At 65.5% G+C, this 21542-nt stretch carries 8 protein-coding genes; 6 read left to right on the forward strand and 2 right to left on the reverse strand.

Annotated elements, in window-relative coordinates; all coding sequences use genetic code 11:
• Positions 1–23: 23 nt before the first annotated feature.
• On the forward strand, positions 24–935 hold the full coding sequence (locus ACW9IB_RS01360; RefSeq protein WP_457411945.1) for a LysR family transcriptional regulator: 912 nt from the start codon (positions 24–26) through the stop codon (positions 933–935).
• Positions 936–974: 39 nt separating this feature from the next.
• Here ACW9IB_RS01360 and ACW9IB_RS01365 read toward each other — a convergent pair whose 3' ends face one another.
• Positions 975–2390, reverse strand: coding sequence for a diaminobutyrate--2-oxoglutarate transaminase (locus ACW9IB_RS01365; protein ID WP_457411946.1), 1416 nt, complete (start codon positions 2388–2390; stop codon positions 975–977).
• 117 nt (positions 2391–2507) lie between these two features.
• Entirely contained in the window at positions 2508–4568 is a 2061-nt protein-coding gene (locus tag ACW9IB_RS01370) for a TonB-dependent receptor (protein ID WP_457368222.1), read from the reverse strand.
• A gap of 256 nt (positions 4569–4824) precedes the next feature.
• Here ACW9IB_RS01370 and ACW9IB_RS01375 point away from each other — a divergent pair, with 256 nt between their 5' ends.
• From ACW9IB_RS01375 to ACW9IB_RS01395, 5 genes are all read left to right on the forward strand, one after another.
• A complete protein-coding gene (locus ACW9IB_RS01375) occupies positions 4825–5796 on the forward strand; it encodes a TauD/TfdA family dioxygenase (protein ID WP_457368223.1) in 972 nt (323 codons plus the stop codon).
• Positions 5797–5804: 8 nt separating this feature from the next.
• Entirely contained in the window at positions 5805–9179 is a 3375-nt protein-coding gene (locus ACW9IB_RS01380) for a condensation domain-containing protein (protein WP_457411948.1), read from the forward strand.
• A gap of 17 nt (positions 9180–9196) precedes the next feature.
• A complete protein-coding gene (locus ACW9IB_RS01385) occupies positions 9197–10240 on the forward strand; it encodes a TauD/TfdA family dioxygenase (protein ID WP_457368225.1) in 1044 nt (347 codons plus the stop codon).
• A gap of 41 nt (positions 10241–10281) precedes the next feature.
• The gene (locus ACW9IB_RS01390) at positions 10282–13323 is read left to right on the forward strand and encodes a non-ribosomal peptide synthetase (RefSeq protein ID WP_457411949.1); all 3042 of its coding nucleotides are present in this window, start codon (positions 10282–10284) and stop codon (positions 13321–13323) included.
• A gap of 57 nt (positions 13324–13380) precedes the next feature.
• A partial coding sequence (locus tag ACW9IB_RS01395) for an amino acid adenylation domain-containing protein (protein WP_457411951.1) occupies positions 13381–21542 on the forward strand: 8162 nt, incomplete at its 3' end.

Below are 21542 nucleotides of genomic sequence, written 5' to 3' on the forward strand. Positions count from 1 at the left end.
TGGCCACAATACTTGATAAATACATGAACACTGTTCAACAGTTCAAAGGCGTGGACTTCTTCACGCTCAGCGTCTTTCTGGCAGCGGCCAGGCACCTGAATTTCCGCGCAGCCGCACTGGAATTGGAAGTCACCCCCTCCGCCGTCAGCCATTCGGTCAAGGCCCTCGAACAGCGGCTGGGGGTGCGCCTGTTCAATCGAACCACACGCAGCGTGTCCCTGACGGATGCCGGCGAGCGCCTGGCCGGGAAACTCAACCCCGCTCTGTCGTCGATTGCCGATGCAATGCAGGAGACCGATGATCTGCGCACCGTTCCCGGCGGCACCATCCGGATCAATGCCAGCGAAGGCGCGGTGCGCATGATCTTTCGCCCGGTGCTGGCGCGCTTTCTGCGCGAACACCCTTCGATTCATCTGGATGTGGTCACCGATGGCAAGCTCAGTGACATCACTGCCGACGGCTTCGATGCCGGCATCCGCTTGGCGGAAGCCGTGCCCCAGGACATGATCGCCATTCGCCTGACCGACGACATCCGCTTTGCCGCCGTGGGTTCACCCGGCTACTTCGCCATCCAGGGTCGCCCCGACACGCCACAGGATCTTTACCGGCATGACTGCATCCGCTTCCGCTTTGACAGCGGCGCGCTCTACCGCTGGGAGTTTGAGCGTGAAGGTCGCAAGGAGGCCATCAATGTCAGCGGCCCGCTCACGCTGACCGACCAGCCGTTCATGGTCGAAGCAGCCATCGAGGGCGTAGGCATCGCCTTTGTTCCCGAACATCTGGCCCTTGAGGCTCTGGCCGATGGCAGACTGGAGCGGGTACTGGAAGAGTGGTGCCCGAGCATGCCAGGGCTGTGCCTGTATTACTCGGGCCATCGCCATGTGTCGGTCGCGCTTCGTGCGTTGATCGCCGCTATTCGCCGGGGTGAACCCTGAAACAACCCGACACCTGCCACAGGCGCCGGGCTGCCCGGCTCACAACCCCGTATTGATCGACTGCGCCGCCTCGAAAAGAATCTGCGCCACAAAGTCGATTTCTTCCCGGGTGATGATCAGCGGCGGCAGGAAGCGCACGGTCGCGCCGTGGCGTCCGCCCAGTTCGACGATCAAGCCATGCTTGAGGCACGCCTGCTGGAATGCCTTGGCCCGCGCCGTGTCCACCGATGGATGGCCCTGCACATCGACGCTGCCGTGGGGGTCGACGATTTCCATGCCGAGCATCAAGCCCCGACCACGCACGTCGCCGATCCAGGCGAATTCGCTTTGCAATGCGTGCAATTGCTCGCGCAAATGCGCGCCCACGGTCTCGGCATGCGCCGCCAGGTCATGGTCGCGAATGAAACGCAGCGTTGCGGTGCCGGCGGCCATGGCCAACTGATTGCCACGGAAGGTGCCGGCGTGTGCGCCGGGTTGCCACACGTCCAGGGATTCGTTGTACACCACCACCGACAGCGGCAGTCCGCCGCCAATGGCTTTGGACAAGGTGATCACGTCCGGCGTGATGCCTGACTGTTCAAAGCCGAACATGCGTCCGCTACGGGCGATGCCGCACTGGATTTCGTCGACGATCAGCGGGATGCCATGGGTTTTGGTCAAGCGCCGCAGTTCCTGCAACCAGCGGTCCGGCGCGGCAATCACGCCGCCCTCGCCCTGGATCGGCTCCAGGATCATCGCCGCCGGCAGGGTCACGCCGCTTTCCGGGTCGTTGAGCAGGTGTTCGAGGTAACGCACATTCAGGGTGATGCCCTGGTCACCGCCCACCCCGTACGGGCAGCGGTAATCGTGGGGATACGCCAGGCGTTGCACGCCGGGCATCAGGGCGCCAAGCGCGTTCTTGGGCGACAGGTTGCCGCTGATGGCCAGCGTGCCCAGGGTCATGCCGTGGTAAGCGCCTTCGAACGCGAGTACCGAGTGACGGCCCGTGGCGGTGCGGGTCAATTTGAGCGCGGCTTCCACGGCGTCGGCGCCGCTGGGGCCACAAAACTGGATGCGTGCGGTGCGCGCGAATTCGGGCGGCAAACAGCCGAAGATTTCCTGGACGAAGGCGTCCTTCACGGGCGTCATCAAGTCCAGCGTGTGCATGGGTAGGCCGGCGGTCATCAGTTGGGTGATGGCTTCGACGATGACCGGGTGATTGTGCCCCAGCGCCAGGGTGCCGGCGCCGGCCAGGCAATCGACGAACACTTGGCCGCGACTGTCCTGCACGTAGATGCCATGAGCGCGTTCGAGTACCAGCGGGATGCGTCTTGGGTAACTGCGGGCGTTGGATTCCTGCCGTTGTTGACGCTCCAGCATCGGCGTCGGGTCAAGGCAGTACGGCTGGGAAAGCCCGGTGTGCAACAGGCGCAGCTGTGGCGCGCCGCCCGTCGTGGCAGTCGAAAAAGCAGTCATGATGTCCTCCATGGAGGCTGGGTTCGAGAGCAAACAAAGCCGCCCGGACACGCGTGCGCCAGGCGGCGACAGCCTTGCAACCAGGCGCGGGGAAACCTTTTCCCCGCGCCTCTGGGTTTACATGTCGTAACGCAGCACCAGACCGAACGTGCGCGGGGCGCCCACGTCGATGATGTCGCCAATGCGGTTGCTGGTGACGTATTCCTTGCCGAACGCGTTTTTCAGGTAACCGGACACGGCGACGTTCTTGGTCACCTTGTATTCGGTGCTGAAGTTGGTCAGCACGTAGTTGTCACTGCGGCGCACCTTGCTCACATTGCCGTTGCTGTCGAACTCGAAGTCCGATGGCGCGGTGCTCTGGTAGGTGACGTCGGTGTTGAGGGTCAGGCGCTCGTTCCAGCGGTAGGTACCGCCCACCGACATCTTGTATTTCGGCGAGTAGAGGAACGGCTCGCCACTGCGATCGTTGCCGTCGCCGGTATTGAAGTCCTTGTACTTGGAGTCGGTCACGGCGCCATTGACGTTGAGGGTGAACTGGTCGCCGAAGTCTTTTTCGACCGAGACCTCCAGGCCCTTGATGTCACTGCGACCGGCGTTGTACACGAGGAAGAAGTCACCCGACGGGTCAAGCACGCTGACCTGCTGGTCCTTCCAATCGGTGTAGTACAGGTTGGCCCGGGCACGCAGGGTCTTTTCCATGAACGAGCCACGGTAGGACAGCTCGTAGTTGGTGGTGTATTCCGGATCGTACGCCTGGTGACCGCCACCGGCCCGCACGTTCACGCCGCCGCCACGGTAGCCTTTCTGCACCATGAAGCCGACGTACTGATCGGGGATGAACTGGTAGTCGATGCCGATTTTCGGCAGGAACGCGTTGAAGGTCTTCTTCACCTTGCCGGGGCTGGAGAAGTCGTCCTGCTTGATGTCGGTGTCGTTGATCTCGTAGTCGTAACGCAGACCGGTGATCAGGGTCCAGTTCGGGGCGAATGTCCAGTCGACCTCGCCGAACAGCGCGGCGTTCTTGATATCCACATCGCCCTTGGCCGCGCCGCGCTGAACGTTGTTGAACAGCAGGCGGTCGTGGAAGGCGTTGGTGGTATGGCCGAAGTACAGGCCGCCGAAACTGCGCACCGTGTCGGACTCGTAACCCAGGCGCAGCTCCTGGCTGAACATGTCGCCGGACTGCTCACGCAGGATCACGTTGTTGACCTGCGCGGTCTGGTCGAAGTCCTTGCGCGCGGTGTAGGCCGAATGGGTGTAGGTGGTCAGGTTGGTCAGCGTCCAGGCATCGTTGAGGCGCCAGTCGATCTTCGCGCTCAGGGTGTCCTGGTTGAGGTTGTCGAACGCCTTGGTGTTGGAGGCGATCTTGTAATACTGGACCTTGTCGCCGATGCGGGTGATCGAGTTGTCGCCCTGGCGGTGTTCGTTGTGCGCGTAGGTCAGCAGCACATCGGTGTCGTCGTTCGGGGTGATCAACAGCTTGCCGCGGTAGTTGCTGGTGCGGTGCGGGTTGGCGTCGTCGTGATTGGTGGTGTTGCGGATGTAGCCGTCGCCGTCCTGGGTGTCGATGGCGATGCGGCCGGCGATCTTGTCGTCGACGATCGCGCCACCACCGGCCACGGCCACGCCGTGCTCACCGTAGTTGCCGACGTTGGTCTGCGCCGAAAAGGACGGCTCGAACGTCGGGTTCTTGGTCTGGATCACCACCGCACCGGCCAGCGAATTGCGGCCCTGGGTGGTGGACTGTGGACCGAGCAGCACTTCCACTTGCTCGACGTCCCACAGGCCGACAGGGCTGAGGGTCAGCGCGCGGTTGGGTTGCTGGGCGCCGTCGACGAATACCGACACCGCGCCGTTGAGGGTCGCCGGGCCCTGGTCGTCGAAACCCGACACCGGCACGCCGCGAATCCCCCAGTTTTCGTTGCCGGCCTGGTTGTACACGCCAGGGGTGCGGGCAAACACGTCGATCAGGTTGTGATCAGCCTTCTCGCGCAGTTGCTGTTCGGTGACCACCGCTACACTGGACTGGGTTTGCTCCAGGGTGCGGTTGATTTTTTCACCGGTCACCGTGATGGGTGCAATCTCCATCGCGGTCGGCTGATCCTCGGCCCACGCCGTGTTTGCAAGGCACATCGCGGACCCGACTGCCAACGCAAGTGTAGTTTTCTTGAAATTCACGCCCCGCTCCCCTACCACAGATATTTGTATTTTTATCAGTTGGCAAAATGCTGTTTGAAGCCAGCCGGCCGGAGTCTAATCCAAAAAAAATATTAAAGGAACACTATTGATAATCCCTCTCATTCACACCTAGTATGCTGCGTGTAACGCATTCAACACATTTTTGCTTACATATTGGTGAAGGCCACTGCCCTGCTTCCACGGCCTGCTGTAACGCTGTCTCAGCGCCAAAAAAAACGAACAGGATGTACAAAGAATGACTGCAATCGAACACCCGTCTGGACGTTCCGAGTCTTTCTCCGCCGAGGCACACCGCCCGGCGTTACTGCCAAGGAAGGTAGAAGCGAGCCCAGGACAATCGATCCATGCGCTCGACCCCGCGATTCGCGACAGCCTGGACGAAACCCTGCGCACCGTCGGTGGCGTGCTGTTTCGCGGCTTCAACGTCGCCACCCCCATCGACTTCAAACGCTTCGCCGCCAGTTTCGGCGCGCCGCTGGCCAGCTACGAGTTCGGCTCCACGCCCCGCAGCAAAGTGTTCGCCGGGGTCTACAGCTCCACCGAATATCCCGCGCACCAGTTCATCCCCTTGCACAACGAACAGGCCTACACCCGGCCCTGGCCGTCGCGCATCTGGTTTCACTGCATCAAGGCCAGCGAGACCGGTGGCGAAACGCCGATTGCCGACAGCCGCCTGATCTACCAGCGCATGCCCGCCGAGATCCGCGACCTGTTCGCCAGCCGTGAATTGCTCTACGTGCGCAACTACAGCGGGGCCCTCGACCTGCCGTGGCAAAAGGTGTTCAACACCGAAGACCGCGCCCAGGTCGAGCGTTATTGCCAGGACAACGGCATCGAGTGGGAGTGGAAAGCCGACGGCGACCTGCGCACCCGCCAGCGTTGCGCCGCCGTCTTGCAGCATCCGGAGACCGGCGAGTGGGTGTGGTTCAACCAGGCGCACCTGTTTCACGTCTCGGCCATCGAACCCGCCGTGCGCGCCAGCCTGCTGGCCGCCGTGGGCGAAGAAAACCTGCCCCGCCACGTCTACTTCGGCGACGGCTCGGCGATCCCCGACGCCATGCTCGACAGCGTACGCGAGGTGTATCGCCAGACTGCCGTGAGCTTTCCCTGGGAGCCCGGCGACATCCTGATGCTCGACAACCGACTGGTCGCCCACGGGCGCAATCCTTATACCGGTGACCGCAAAGTCATCGTTGCCATGGCGTGAACCCCACCATGTTTGCATTCAATCACTGGATCCAAGTGCTGGAGGCCAACGCCCTGCACTTTCCGCAGCGTGCCGCCGTGCATTTTCTGGCGGATGGCGTCGAGATCGGCGAAAGCCTCACCTTCCGCCAGTTGCACGAACAGTCCCAATCCCTTGCCGCCGCGCTGCAAGCGCGCTACGCCCCGGGTGACCGGGTATTGTTGATGCTGCCCAGCAGCCTCGACTACGCCCGTGCCTTTTGCGCCTGCCTGTATGCCGGGCTGATCGCCGTGCCACTGTTCCCGCCGCCATCGCGCAAACCGCGCCACCTCGACCGCGTGCGCAACGTGGTGCTGGACGCGCAGCCCGCGCTGATCCTGGCGCCTGCCGACCATTGCGAAAACCTGCGCGAACTGGTGGAACAGCGCGTCGACGTGCTCACCGTCGGCGATCTGGGCACCCCCCCTGCCAGCCAGTGGCAGCGCCCCGAAGTGGACGGCGCCACCGTGGCGTTCCTGCAATACACCTCGGGTTCCACCGGTACGCCCAAAGGCGTGGAAGTGCGCCAACGCAACCTGATCGCCAACGTCGAACTCATGCGCCAGGCCTACGGCTTCGACGAACACGGCGCCATGGTCAACTGGCTGCCGCTGTACCACGACATGGGTCTGATCGGCGGCCTGCTGGCCCCACTCTACAGCGGCATGCCCTGCTACCTGATGGCCTCGCAGACCTTCGTCAACGCGCCGTCCACCTGGCTCCAGGCGATCAGTCGCTACCGCGCCACCGCCAGTTTCGCCCCCAACTTCGCCTACGCGCTGTGCAACCGGGTGGTCAGTGACAGCCTGATCGCCCAGCTCGACCTCAGCGCCTGGCAACACGCCATCAACGGCGCCGAGCCGATCCACCCCGGCACCCTCGAGGCCTTTGCCCAGCGTTTTGCCGCGTGCGGGCTCAACCCGCTGGCCATCAGCCCTGGTTACGGCCAGGCCGAAGCCACCCTGTGCGTCAGCGCCACTCCCGCCGATGCCCTGCCGGTGGTGTTGCGCCTGGACAAGGCCGTGCTGGAAACCGGCCATGTGGCGCTGGCCCAGGGCGATGCCGCCGCCGTGGAGTTTGTCGCCTGTGGCTACCCCCAGGCCCTGCACCGCATTGCCATCGTCGATCCCAACAGCCACGCGCGCTGCGCCACCGACCGTATCGGCGAAGTCTGGCTGCAAGGCCCGAGCAACGCCGAAGCCTACTGGCAAAACCCCGACGCCACGCGCACGGCCTTCCAGGCGCAGATTCTCGATGAGCCCGGCCATTACCTGCGCTCCGGCGACCTGGGTTTCATGCACGAAGGCCAGGTGGTGATCTGCGGGCGCCTCAAGGATTTGTTGATCCTCAACGGGCGCAACCTGTATCCCCACGACATCGAGTTCGCGATCACCGACAGCGAACCGGGCATCCGCACCGGACGCATCGCCGCTTTCTCGGAAATGGACCCGCTGCTGGGCCGCGAGAAACTGGTGATCGTCGCCGAGCCGCAGCGCAAGTACGTCGACCCGGCCCATCACCCGGCGCTGTTCGCATCCCTGCAGGACGCCGTGCGGGAAGCCGCCGACTGCGGCATCGACCAGATCGTGCTGGTGGAAGCCGGCACCATCCCCATGACCACCAGCGGCAAGATCGCCCGCCAGGGTGCCCGCGCCCAATTGGCCGCCGGCACCCTGAGCATCATCGCCCAGAGCGGCGGTCAGCCGGCCACGCAAGCCAACGCCCTGAACGCTGTTGAACTGCGCCAGCAACCCACGCCGGCCCACTGCCGCCAATGGCTGCAACGCACCTTGCACGAGGTCAACCCTTACCTGGCATTCGACCCGGCGCTGAGCCTGATCGGCGTCGGCTTGGACTCCATCGGCGTGATCGACTTCGCCGCGCGCCTGCACCGCGACCTGGGCTGGAACCTCGACACCCAACGCCTGTTCGGCGCACAAACCCTGGGCGACTGGACCCTGGCGTTGCAAGCGTTCCTCGCTGAAGCCACGCCGGGGACACGCCCCATCGCCAGCCCCCATACGCCGGACCACGGTCGCCAGTCCTTCGCCCAGAGCCGCCTCTGGTTCCTGCACCAGTTGAACCCGCAGGACACCCGCCACAACCTGGTGCTGCACCTTAGCCTGCAAGGCGCGCTGGATATCGACGCGCTGTCGCAGCGCCTGAACGTCCTGGTTCAGCGCCACGGCGTGCTGCGCACGGTGTATCGCGATGGCGCCGACGGGCCGCAGCAACAGGTCTTGCCCGCCACAACCGTGTCGCTCAACCGTCATACCAGCCTGCCGGAGTGCCTGGCCCAGGAACACGCCACACCTCTGGACCTCGAACACGGCCCGGCGCTGCGCGCGCATCTGATCAGCCAGGATGACCACCATGACCTGTTGCTGACCCTGCACCACATCGCCTTCGACGGGCGTTCTGCGCAGCTGCTGCTGGCCGAACTCGCGGGCCAGGGCGACGTATCCATGCCCGTGCAATACCTCGATTTCGCCCAGTGGGAGTCCACGCACTGGACGCCACAACGCATCGCGACGCACCAGGATTTCTGGCGCGAACACCTGGCCGGCATGCCGCAAACCCTGGCGCTGGGCGGCAGCGGCCACACCCAGGCCGAACACAGCCTGACGTTCAACGTGCCGCAAACCACCTGCGATGCCCTCGCCAGCCTGGCGCGGGAACACGGCATGACCCTGTTCATGCTGTTGCTGGCGAGCTATCAACTGGTGCTCAAGCAGTTGGGCGGCCAGCAGCGCTTCTTGCTGGGCACCGATGTCAGCGGTCGGCCTTTGGCGGCGCACAACGAGGTGATCGGCTTCTTCGTCAACCAGCTCACCTTGCGCTGCGACCTGAGTGGCAGCGCGACCCTCGCGACGTTCTTCGCGCAGGTCCGCGACGAGGCACGCCAGGCCTACGCCCATCAGGACCTGCCGTTCGATCTGGTGGTGGCTGCGCTGTCCCCGCAACGCCGCCCGGGCCATTCGCCGTTGTTCCAGGTCAAGCTCAACTATCAACCGTCGCGCGTCGCCGCCACCCATATCGCCGGTGCGCAGCTCAGCGCCATGGACGTGGCTCAGGCGCCGGGAGATTTCCACCTGGTGCTGGACCTGGTGCACGGCGGCAGCGGCCTTGACGCGACCCTCAAATACCGTGGCGAACATTTCGACCAGGCGCGCGCCCAGCGCCTGCAACAGCTGTGGACACGCCTGCTGGATGAGGCCCGCGACCTGCTCGACGAACCGCTGCCCGCTGTCGCCCAGCGGCTCGATGACTGGGACCAGGCAGTGCGCCGCGAACAGCAGCAAGCCCAGGCCCAGGCCGGTCGCAGCCAGTTGCTGCAAACCAAACGTCGCTCACTGACCCTTTGATCAAGGTGGATGCCTGTATGTCCAATGTGCCCCCCTCGCCGCGCGCCCTCGGCAGCGTGCGCCGCAAAGCCATGAACGTCGAACGGCAACTGGTCAGCGAACGCCTGCTCAGCCCCGACCACGCCTTGCCGCTGGTGATCGAACCGGCGGTGCCCGGCGTCGACCTGGTGGCCTGGGCGACCGCCGAGCGCGACGCGCTCGAGCAAAAACTGCTGCAGCACGGCGCCTTGTTGTTTCGCGGCTTCGGCGTGGCCTCGGTGGAACAGTTCGACCAGGTCATCGCCGCGCTGTCCCCCGGTGCGCTGGAGTACATGTTCCGCGCCTCGCCGCGCACCCGGGTCGGCGGCAACATCTATACCTCGACCGACTACCCGGCCGACCAGATGATCTTCCCGCACAACGAACACTCCTATTCACCGCGCTTTCCCCTGCGGCTGTTCTTCTATTGCCAGTTGCCCTCGCAAACCGGCGGCGAAACCCCGATCGGCTCCACCCGCGCGGTCAAGGCGCGGATCAGCCCGCAGATCGAAGCACGCTTTCGCGAAAAAGGCGTGCTCTACGTGCGCAATTACGGCGACGGGTTCGGCCTGCCCTGGCAGAGCGTATTCCAGTCCTCGGACCGCAGCGAAGTCGAAGCCTACTGCGCCAGTGTCGGCATCGAAGTGGAATGGAAGGAACACAACCGCCTGCGCACCCGTCAACGCGGCCCGGCGGTGGTGCGCCACCCGCGTACCGGTGAGGAAGTCTGGTTCAACCACGCCACATTCTTCCATATCAGCACCCTGCCCCCGTCTATCCGCGATTCGCTGCAAGGCAACTTCCACGACCTGGACCTGCCCACCAACACCTTCTACGGCGACGGCGAACCGATCGAGCCGCAGGTACTCGAAGCATTGCGTGCGGCCTACCTCGACTCGCTGGTGCGCTTCAGCTGGCAACAGGGCGACGTGCTGTTTATCGACAACATGCTGGCGGTCCACGGCCGCGAACCCTTCACCGGCCAGCGCGCAATCATGACCGGCATGGCCGAGGCCCTGCTGTCGACCGACGTAGCCGTCTGAGCGGCACTCCGTACAACCCCATTTTTGCAGTTGAGTTGAACATGAACGGACTTCAAGGCTTTCGTATCTCACCGCAACAGGCCGCGCTTTACCCGCATATCCATGGCAACACCGCCCACCCTTTCAGTTGCCAGCTGCAATGGACACTCAGCCAGCCGGTGGACGTCGACGCCCTCAACCGTCGCCTGCAAGCGTTGGCCACCGACAGCGAAATCCTGCGCACGCGGCTCACACCCGTGCCCGGCCTGCGCCACCCGGTGCAGGTGATCCACGAACAGTCCTCGCTGACCGTGGGCACGCGCGACCTGCGTCACCTCAGCCACGCCGAGCAACAGACCGCGCTCGCCCGGCCGCAGCATGACGGCAGCCTGCCGCTGGCCGTGACCCTGGCGCAGCTGTCCGACAGCCAATCGGTGTTGAGCCTGGTTGCCGCCAGCAGCCATTTCGACCTCGCCAGCCTGAAGCTGCTGGCCGTGGCGCTGTTGCAAGAAACACCGCCGGACCTGTCCGAAGCCCTGCAATACGCCGACTACGCCGAATGGCGCTGGAGCCTCACCGAAGACGAGCCCGAACACCCCGGCGCGCACTTCTGGAAACCCTCCACCGACAACGAACCCCACAGCCTGCAACTGGCCCTGGAAACCCCCACGGACAGTGGCTTTGCACCCGGGCGTATCGAACTGACCCTGCCCGGCCACCCGGCGCTTACCGCGGAATTGGCGCTGGCCGCCTGGGCCGTGCTGCTGGGGCGCTTGTCCGGGCAGCAACAGGTGCCAGTCAGCCTGACCCACGAGAGCCGGGGGCCGGAACTGGACAACGCCCTGGGGCTGTTCGAACAGCGCTTGCCGCTGCGCCTCGACCTGCATGCCGAGGCCACGTTAATCGAACAAAGCCGCCAGATCGCCCGCGCCGTCGAACAGGCCAGCGGTTGGCAAGACTATTACACCCAGGACCTCACCCAGGGCTATGCCTTCGCCTGGCGCACCGCAGACGCCCGCGAGCATCACGCCAGCGCCGTCATGGGCCCGGTCAAGGCGGGTCTGCAGGTGCATCAATATCCCGACCGCCTGAACGCTCAAGTCATCTACGACCGTCACCTGCTCAGTCACGACGCCGCCGCATGCCTGGCCGAACAATGGGCGCAACTGCTGCACGCGGCGTTGGCCGCACCGCAGCAGCCTTGGGCGCAACTGCCCATGGGCGGGCCGCTGCAAGCGCGGATCATCGCCGGGCAGCCCCAGGTGCCCGCCGTTGAATCGGTCACTCTGGTGGAGCTGATCGCTCGCCAGGTTCAGCGCAATCCCGGCGCGGTCGCCCTCAGCGATCAACAGGGCGACTTGAGTTACGCCGAGCTGGATGCCCGCGCGACCCGACTGGCGCACCAACTGGTGGCCGCCGGCATCGGTGCGAATGTGCCGGTGGGCATCCTGTTCCCACGCAGCAACAACGCCATCGTGGCCATGCTCGCCGTGTTGAAAGCCGGCGGCGCCTACGTGCCGGTGGACCCGACCTACCCCGAGGACCGTCGCGCCTACATGCTGGCCGACAGCGCCATCGCCCATATCGTGGTCAGTCCGGACCTGGCCGACAGCGTACCCGCCAGCCTGCAACGTTTTGTGCTGGACGACCATCAGCCCGATGACGCACAGGCACTGGCGCCCCTGCCGCTGCCCGCCGCCGATGACCTCGCCTACCTGATTTACACCTCCGGCTCCACCGGCGCGCCCAAGGCCGTGGAAATCAGCCACGGTGCCCTGAGCTTTTCCACCCAGGTGCGCATGGCGGCTTATGAAGCGCCGGTGCAGGCTTACCTGCTGCTGTCCTCCTTCGCCTTCGACAGCTCGGTGGCCGGGATTTTCTGGACCCTCGCCCAGGGCGGGCGCCTGGTACTGCCGGCGCCCGGTGAAGAACTGGACATGCCGCGCCTGGCCAGGTTGATCGCGCAACATCGCGTCAGCCACGGCCTGTCGTTGCCGTCGCTGTATCAGGCCTTGCTCGATCAGTTGCCACTCAGTGCCGCCGGCCACAGCCTGCACGCCTGGATCGTGGCCGGCGAGGCCTGCCCGCCATCGCTCATCGCCCAGCACCGCAAAGCCCTGCCCCAGGCCCAACTGGTCAACGAATACGGCCCCACCGAAGCCACGGTGTGGGCGACGTACGAGGTGCTCAACCCCGATCGAGCGCTGACCATCGGCCGCCCGATCGCCGGCATGGACCTGCGCGTGTTGAATGCGCAGGACTTGATCTGCGGCATCGGCGAGCCGGGGGAAATCGTGCTGGCCGGCCCGACCCTGGCCCGGGGTTACCGCCACAAGCCCGAAGAAACCGCCAAGGCCTTTGTCACCCTGGCCGACGGCACCCGGGCCTATCGCACGGGCGACCTGGCCTGCTGGCTCGCGGATGGGCGCCTGGCGTTTCTGGGGCGCAAGGACCATCAGGTGAAAGTGCGCGGCTATCGCATCGAGCTCGGCGAAATCGAACGCCAGCTGTGCAGCCACAGCGACGTGCGCGAAGCGGCGGTGATCGTGCAGGAACAGCCCGCCGGCAAGCGTCTGCTGGCCTACGTGCTGGCCGCCCATGGCTACGCACCGGATTCCGAAGCGCTCAAACGCTACCTTGGCGAACGCCTGCCGTCCTATATGGTGCCGGCGCGGGTGCTGACCTTGCCGGCGTTCCCGCGCACGCCCAACGGCAAACTCGACAGCCGCCAGTTGCCCGACCCGGATCAGTTCGACCAAAGCACCCATGTGGCGCCGCGCACGGCCATGGAAACCACCCTGCACGGCATCGTCGCCGGCGTGCTGAAGCTGTCCAGCGTCAGCGTCACCGACAACTTCTTCGCCATTGGCGGCGACTCGATCCTCAGCCTGCAAGTGGTGGCCCAGGCCCGCGAACAAGGCATCGCGCTGTCGGCCAAGCAGGTCTTTGAGCACCAGACCCTCGCCGCGATGGCCGAAGTCGCCCAGCCCCTGGATGCCAGCCACGTCGAGCCCCAGGTCGCGAGCACCGAATTCAGTGCCTCCGGCCTGTCGGATGACGAACTGCAGGCGCTGATGGCCGAACTCAACGACGCCGACCTGTAACCGCCGCGCCGCCTCACTGCGCTATCGCCGTTGCCCTTTTTCTGCAGGACGCTTTGCATGACCACCGAAAACACCGCCCGCAACCCGATTGAAGACATCTACCCGCTGTCGCCGCTGCAACAGGGGATGCTGTTCCACTCCCTGCTGCATGAAGACTCCGGTGTGTACCTGATGCAGGACCGCTACCGCATCGGCGGGGCCATCGACGAAGGGGCATTCCTGGAGTCGTGGCGTCAGGTGGTGGCGCTGCACCCTTCGCTGCGCGCCAGTTTCCAGTGGAAAACCCAGAAGCAACCGGTGCAGGTGATTCACCGCGAGGTCAAGGTGCCGCTGGACACCCTCGACCTGCGTGCATTGGCGCCCCATGAGCAGGAAGCGCGGATTCGCGCGTTGCTCGAAGACGAACAGAAAATCGGCTTCAACCTGTCGAAACCGCCACTGATCCGCTTCCGCCTGGTGCGCCTGGGTGACGAGTCCTACGAGTTCATCCGCAGCTTCCACCACATCCTGATGGACGCGTGGTGCATTTCCCTGGTGACCGTGGACTTTCTCAAGGTCTACGAAGCGCTGTGCAACCAGCGCACGCCACAGCTCAAGAGCCCACGCCCGTTCCGCGACTATATCCAATGGCTGCAACGCCAGGACGCGGCCAAGGCCGAACAATTCTGGCGCGGCCAGTTGCAGGGCCTGAACGCGCCGACGCCACTGACCGTGGACAACGGCACCAACCGTGACCGCTACACCGACGCGGTGTTGGTCGACGATCAACTGGTGCACCTCAGCGCGACGCAAACCCAGGCACTGGCAGCGTTCTGCCGCAGCCGACGGATCACCCCGAACACCTTCTTCCAGGGCGCCTGGTCGTTGTTGCTCTCGCGCTACAGCGGCCAGCGCGATGTGGTGTTCGGCGTCACCGTGGCCGGGCGTCCGGCGGAACTTGCCGGCGTGGCCGAAATGATCGGCCTGTTCATCAACACCCTGCCCCTGCGCGTCAGCGTCGACCCACAGGCGCCGCTGGGTGACTGGCTCAGCGACTTGCAGGGCCTGAACGTCGCCATGCGCGACTTCGAACACACGCCGCTGACCGATATTCAGGGCTGGAGCGACTTCCCCCGTGGCGAAACCCTGTTCGACAGCATCCTGGTGTTCGAAAACGCCCCCATCGACGAGCAGATCCTCGACGGCGGTTTCCAGTTCAGCCTCGACGGCATGGACCACAGCGTGCACACCCACTACGGGCTGACCGTGGTGATTCTGCCCGGCGAAGAGCTGGGCATCCGCGTGTCCTACGACCGCGAACGTTTCGACGCCGCCACCGTGGCGCGCCTGCTTGGCCATTTGGTCAGCCTGGTACACGGCATGCTCGCCGCGCCGCAAGCGCCATTGGGCAGTTTCGAACTGCTGGCGGCCGACGAGCGTCAGCAGTTGCTCCGCGACTGGGCGCTCAACCCCCACGATTTCCCTCTGGATAACAGTTACGCCGAACTGTTCGCCGCCCAGGTCGCGCAACGCCCTGACCAGGTGGCGGCGGTGTGTGACGGCCAATCCTTGACCTACGCCGAGCTGGACCAGCGCGCCACCCGCCTGGCCCACGCCCTGCGCGAAGCCGGGGCTGGCGAAGACCAACTGGTGGCGCTGGTGGCGCCCCGCGGGCTGACCCTGCTCACTGCCATGATCGCGGTGTTCAAGGCCGGCGCGGCGATGCTGCCGCTGGAGGTCAACCACCCGCCGGAGCGCCTGCGCGAAATCCTCACGCTGTCCCGTGCCCCGCTGCTGGTGGCGAGCGAGGCGTGCAGCGGCCTGCTCGACCCACTGCTCAGCGGCCTCGATCAGGTACCCACGGCGCTGTTCGCCGAAGCCTGCTGGAATACGCCGAACGACGCACCGCTGCCGCTGGCCGGCACGCCCCACAGCCTGGCCTACGTGCTGTTCACTTCCGGGTCCACCGGCACGCCCAAAGGCGTGATGATCGAACAACGCGGCATGCTCAATAACATCTTCGGCAAGGTCCCGTCCCTGGGCCTGAGCGCCACCGACCGCATCCCGCAGACCGCCTCGGTGGCCTTCGACATTTCCGTGTGGCAGTTCCTCGCCGCGCCGGTACTCGGTGCGACCGTGCACATTCTGCCGGATGAAGTGGCCCACGACCCACAACGCCTGTTGCAGGTGCTCGCCCAGGAACGCCTGGGCGTGCTGGAAATCGTGCCGAGCCTGATGCGCACCCTGCTTGCCGTGTGCCCATGCGACCTGCAACTGCCCGACCTGCGCTGGGTGCTGCCCACCGGTGAGGCCCTGCCGCCGACCGTGGCCCGCGACTGGTTCGCGCGGTTCCCCGACATCGCGCTGATGAATGCCTACGGCCCGGCGGAATGCGCCGACGACGTGGCGTTCCAGCCGATTGTCGAGGCGCCCGCCGCCCATATCAGCCACATGCCCATCGGCCAGCCCACCGCAAACAACCGTTTGTACGTGCTGGACGAGGCGCTGCGCCCCGTACCGATAGGGGTACCCGGCGAAATCTGCGTCGGTGGCGTCGGTGTGGGCCGTGGCTACCTGCACGACCCGCAGCGCACCGCCGAAGCCTTTATCGACCACCCGCAGCTCGACGGACGTCTGTACCGTACCGGCGACCTGGGCCGCTGGCGGGCCGACGGGGTGATCGAATACCTCGGGCGCCGTGACCAGCAAGTGAAGCTGCGCGGGCATCGCATCGAACTGACCGAAATCGAACACCGCCTGGCCCAGCACCCGAACGTGCGCGAAGCCGCCGTACTGTTGCGGGAAAACAGCGCGGGCGAAGCCTGGCTGGTGGCCTACTGGTCGGCCCATGACGACAGCCTGGGCAACGACGGCCTCACCGAACACCTGCGCACGCAATTGCCGCCGTACATGGTGCCCGCCGCGTTCGTCTGCCTGGAACGCTTGCCGCTGAACAACAACGGCAAAGTCGACCGCAAGGCCCTGGCAGCCCGGCAACTGGACTGGGCCGCCGACACCCGCGAAAGCATCGCGCCCCGCAACGCACACGAAGCTGCCGTGGCCAAGGTCTGGGCCGAAGTACTGGGCCGTGACAATGTGGGCGTGGAAGACAACTTCTTTACCCTGGGCGGCCACTCGCTGCTGGCCACCCAGATCGTCGCGCGCCTGCGCAGCCACTTCAAACTCGACCTGCCGCTGCGGGTGCTGTTCGAACAGCCCACCGTGGCCCTGCTGGCCGTGGCCATTGCCGCTCGCGAGGCCCAGGCCGCCGCGCCGCAAACCACGGCCATCAGTACGCCCAGAGCCCAGCCGCGTCCGGCCCTGCTGCCGTTGTCGTTCTCGCAACAACGGCTGTGGTTCATCGAACAACTGACACCGGGCACCACGCTGTTCAACATCCCGTTCGCCCTGCACCTCAAGGGTGAACTGAACGTCGCCGCGTTGCAGGCCAGCCTCGACGACCTGCTGGCGCGCCACGAAATCCTGCGCACCGGCATCCGCAGTGTCGACGGCGTGCCGAGCCAGCACATCAGCCCGGCCCTGAGCATCGCCCTGCCGTTCGAGGATTTGTCCGAGCTGACCGCCACCGCCCGTGAAGGCGCGCAGTTCAATGCCCTGCAAGATACCTTCGAAGCCCCCTTCGACCTGACGGAGCCGCCGCTGCTGCGTGCACGGCTGCTGAAGGTCGCGCCGGACGAACACGTCCTCGGCATTGCCCTGCACCACCTGGTCTCGGATGCCTGGTCGGCCACCATTGCCCTGCGCGAACTGGCCCTGGGTTACGAGGCCCGCTGCAATGGCAACGCCGCGCAATTGCCGGCGTTGCCATTGCAATATGCCGACTTCGCCCTGTGGCAGCGCGACCACCTGCAAGGCGCCGAACTGCAACGCCAACTCGACTACTGGACCCGCACCCTGGCCCGGGGCGACAGCGATGGCAGCCCGTTGCTCGCCCTGCCCACCGATCATCCACGGCCTTCGGTGCAAAGCTACCGCGCAGGCCTGGTCCAGCGTGAGCTGAGCACCGCGCTGAGCAGCCAGGTACAAGCCCTGGCCAGCCGCCTGGGCACTACCCCGTTCAGCGTGCTGTTCGCCGGTTTTGCCGTGCTGATGCACCGTTTGAGCGGCGATGCCACCGTGCTGATCGGTACCCCGGTCACCCATCGTGAACAACCGGGCACCGAAGGTTTGCTGGGGATTTTGCTGAACAACCTGGCGATCCGCGCCGACTTCAGCGCGCAGGCGGACTTCACCGCGCTGGTCACCCAGGTCGCCACCCGCCTGCGTGAAGGCTTGCAACATCAGGACCTGCCGTTCGAGCAACTGGTGGACAGCCTGCAACTGCCGCGCAGCCTCAGCCACGCGCCGCTGTATCAGGTGATGGTCGCCCAGCAGCTGGCCATGGAGTCGCGGTTGCAGTTCCCGGGCCTGACGTTCGACGCCCTCGACACGCCGCTCAAGCATTCCGAATGCGACCTGGACCTGCACGTGCTGTGCCCGGCAGGCGCGCCGATCCAGCTGGAATTGATGTTCGCCCTCGACCTGTTCACTGCCGACAGTGCACGCCAGACCCTGGCGCGCCTGGAACACCTGCTGACGCAGATGCTCGCCGAGCCACAGCGCGCGGTCGCGGCCCTGCCGTTGCTGATGCCCGAGGAATGGCAACGCACCGTGGTCGAGTGGAACCGCACCGAGATGGACGTGCCGCGCCACCTGACCTTCGCCCAGTTGTTCGAACAGCAGGCCGCACGCACGCCGCAGCGCGATGCGCTGTGCTTTGAAGGCCAAAGCCTGAGCTATGCCGAACTGAACCGTCGCGCCAACCAGCTCGCCCATTACCTGCGCGCGCAGGGGGTGGTTGCCAATCGCCCGGTGGCGCTGTGCGTCGAGCGCTCACTGGACCTGCTGGTCGGTCTGCTGGGCATTCTCAAGTCCGGCGGCGCTTATGTGCCGCTGGACCCGACCTACCCGGTGGAGCGCCTGGCCTACATGCTGGAAGATGCGCAACCGGCGCTGTTCCTCGGCCAACAGGGCCTGCTGGAACAACTGGGCAACGACCTGCCGCGCCTGCGCCTGGATACCGACGCGGCGCTGTTCGCCGACCAACCCCAGGACAACCCTGCGCCCCTGTCCGGCCCCGACGACCTGGCCTACATCATGTACACCTCGGGTTCGACCGGTAAGCCCAAGGGCACCCTCGTCACCCAGGGTTCGGTGGTCAACCTGGCCTGGGCACGCATCCACGGTCTGTACCGCCGCTATAGCGACCAGCCGATGCGTACCAGCTTCAACTATTCGTTCGCCTTCGACAGTTCGGTGGCCGAGCTGATCCTGCTGCTCGATGGCCACAGCCTGTACCTCACCCCCGAAGAGGTGCGTTACGACCCCGAGGCGCTGGCGCGGTTTTTCCACGACACCCGCCTGGACGCCTTCGAATGCACCCCGGCGCAACTCAAAAGCCTGCTGGAAAGCGACGGCGTACGCCGGGGCGACACCTACCTGCCGCGCTTCGTGCTGTTCGGCGGCGATGCGGTGGACGCGCAACTCTGGCAACGCCTGCCATCGATTGCCGGCAGCCGCTTCTTCAACACCTACGGCCCCACCGAATGCACGGTGGATGCCACCGGCTGCGCGGTGGACGACTACCCGCAACGGCCGATCATCGGGCGCCCCATCGCCAACGTGCGCACCTACGTGCTGGATGCCTTCCTCAACCCGCTGCCGGTGGGTGTGCCGGGCGAACTGCATATCGGCGGCGCCGGAGTGACCCAGGGTTACCTCAACCGTGCCGAACAGACCGCCAAGGTCTTTATCGACGATCCGTTCTCTGCGGTGGCCGGGGCGCGGATGTACAAATCCGGCGATCTGGTGCGCTGGCTGCCCGACGGCCAGCTGGAATACCTCGGCCGGATGGACCATCAGGTGAAAATTCGCGGTTTCCGTGTGGAACTGGGCGAGATCGAAACCCTGCTCGGCGCCCAGCCTGGAGTACGCCAGGCCGTGGTGCTGGCCCGTGAAGACGTGCCCGGCGACAAACGCCTGGTGGCCTACGTCACCAGCGACCGGCACGCCGAGGTGAATGCCTGGCGCCAGGCCCTCGGCGCCGCCCTGCCCGACTACATGGTGCCATCGGCCTTTGTGGTACTCGACGAACTGCCGCTGACCGACAACGGCAAGCTCAACCGCAAGGCCTTGCCGGCTCCGGACAGCCACGCCGAACCGGATGCCGAGGACCCGCCGCGTACCGCCGCCGAACGCCAGCTGGCCGCGCTATGGGCCGAACTGCTCAATGTGCCGCTGAGTGGCATTGGTCGCGACAGCCATTTCTTCTACCTGGGCGGTCATTCGTTGCTCGCGGCGGTGCTGTTTGCCCGCCTGCGCCAACAATTCGCGACGGTGCCGCCGCTGCGCGCGGTGTTCGAACACCCGACCCTGCAAGGCCTCGCCGCGCTGTTGGCCGAGCCGTTGCACACGCCCGCCGCCGCATTCGTCGCCGCACCACGCCCGGCGCGCCTGCCGTTGTCGTTCGAACAGCAACGCCTGTGGTTCCTCGAGCAACTGAGCGGCGCCAGTGAGTACAACGTGGTCAGCGCCGTGGAACTGACCGGCGAACTCGACCCACAAGCGCTGCAAGCAGCGCTCAACAGTGTGGTGCAGCGCCACGAAAGCCTGCGCAGCCGTATCGTGCGCGAAGCCGATGGCGAGCTGGCCGTGGTGATCGAAGCGCACGTGCAGTTGAATCTCGACCCGTCGACGCTGGATGCGATCACCGATGAGGACTGGCGTCGCCAGACCGACCGCGCGATCCACGCCGCCACCGCACAACGCTTCGACCTGGCCAATGAAGTGCCGATACGCGCCGCGCTGCTCCAGCGCAGTGGACACGCCCAGGCCCTGTTGCTGCTGACCCTGCACCACTGCGCCACCGACGACGCCTCCAGCCAGAACCTGCTGGACGAACTGGCACGTTTCTACAGCGCCCAACGTCAAGGCTATACAGCCCAAGTACCGGCGCTGGCCTTGCAATACCCGGACTACGCGCTGTGGCAGCGCGAACCGGCGCAACAGGCGCTGTTCGACGGCCAGTTGGCCTACTGGCGCAACCAGTTGGAAGACAGCGGCTATCAACTGGAACTGCCCACCGACCAACCACGTCCGCACACCCTCGATCCGCTGGCCGGCGCGGTGCAGCTGCAATTGCCTGCCGAACTGGCCGGGCGTTTGCGCGAGTTCGCCCATCAGCGCGGCGCGACCCTGTACATGCTGTTGCTCAGTGCCGCGCAACTGCTGCTGGGGCGCTACGCCAACCAGCGTGATGTACGTATCGGCAGTCCGGTGGCGCAACGGCCACTGGCCGAGTTGCAGCCGCTGATCGGGTGTTTCGTCAACACCCTGGTGATGCGCGCCGACCTCGACCCGCAGTTGGACTTCAACGGTCTGCTGGCGCAGGTACGCAACACCGTGCTGGATGCCCAGCAGCATCAGGATGTGCCGTTCGATCAAGTGGTCGAACACCTCGCGCCGGAACGCAGCCTCGGCCAGACGCCACTGTTCCAGGTGCTGTTCGTGATGCAGAACGCCAGCGCCGATGCCAGCCCCTGGCAGGCATTGCAGGCGCAGGAACGTGCGGTCACGGCCCATGCCACTAAGTTCGACCTCAACTGGGAAGTGCACGACGGCGAAGTGCTGTCGGTCCTGCTCGAATACCGCAGCGCGCTGTTCAACCAGGCCACCGTGCAGCGCTGGCTGAGCCAATGGCAAGCCCTGCTGGAAAACATGCTGGAGACACCCCAGTTGCGCCTGGGCGAGTGGTCGCCGCTGAGCGCTGCCGAACGTCAACAGCAGCTCGAATGGAACCGTACCGCCCGCGACTACAGCGGGCCGACCGATTTGCATACGGCCCTGGCCCAGCAGGCGGCCTTGACCCCGAATGCGCCGGCACTGGTGTTCGAAGACCAGCGCTTGAGCTACGCCGAACTGGACCATCGCGCGCAAACCCTGGCCCGCGCCCTGCGCGCTGCCGGTATTGGCCGCGAATCCATCGTGCCGGTGTGCATGCAGCGCTCGGTGGACATGGTGGTGGCCCTGCTCGGCGTGGTGCACGCCGGTGCCGCCTGGTTGCCGCTGGATCCGGAACTGCCGGCAGCGCGCCTGGCGTTCCTGATCAACGATGCCGATGCGCAAGTCACCCTGACTCAGCCCCAGTGGCTGTCGCACTTGCCCGCAGGCCATCCAGCCTG

The organism is Pseudomonas sp. SDO524_S393 (genome assembly GCF_054071875.1).

Coding starts and splice junctions, on each gene's coding strand:
- ACW9IB_RS01380 (WP_457411948.1), top strand. CDS start 5,805: ATGTTTGCATTCAATCACTGGATCCAAGTGCTGGAGGCCAACGCCCTG.
- ACW9IB_RS01375 (WP_457368223.1), top strand. CDS start 4,825: ATGACTGCAATCGAACACCCGTCTGGACGTTCCGAGTCTTTCTCCGCC.
- ACW9IB_RS01365 (WP_457411946.1), bottom strand. CDS start 2,390: ATGACTGCTTTTTCGACTGCCACGACGGGCGGCGCGCCACAGCTGCGC.
- ACW9IB_RS01390 (WP_457411949.1), top strand. CDS start 10,282: ATGAACGGACTTCAAGGCTTTCGTATCTCACCGCAACAGGCCGCGCTT.
- ACW9IB_RS01385 (WP_457368225.1), top strand. CDS start 9,197: ATGTCCAATGTGCCCCCCTCGCCGCGCGCCCTCGGCAGCGTGCGCCGC.
- ACW9IB_RS01360 (WP_457411945.1), top strand. CDS start 24: ATGAACACTGTTCAACAGTTCAAAGGCGTGGACTTCTTCACGCTCAGC.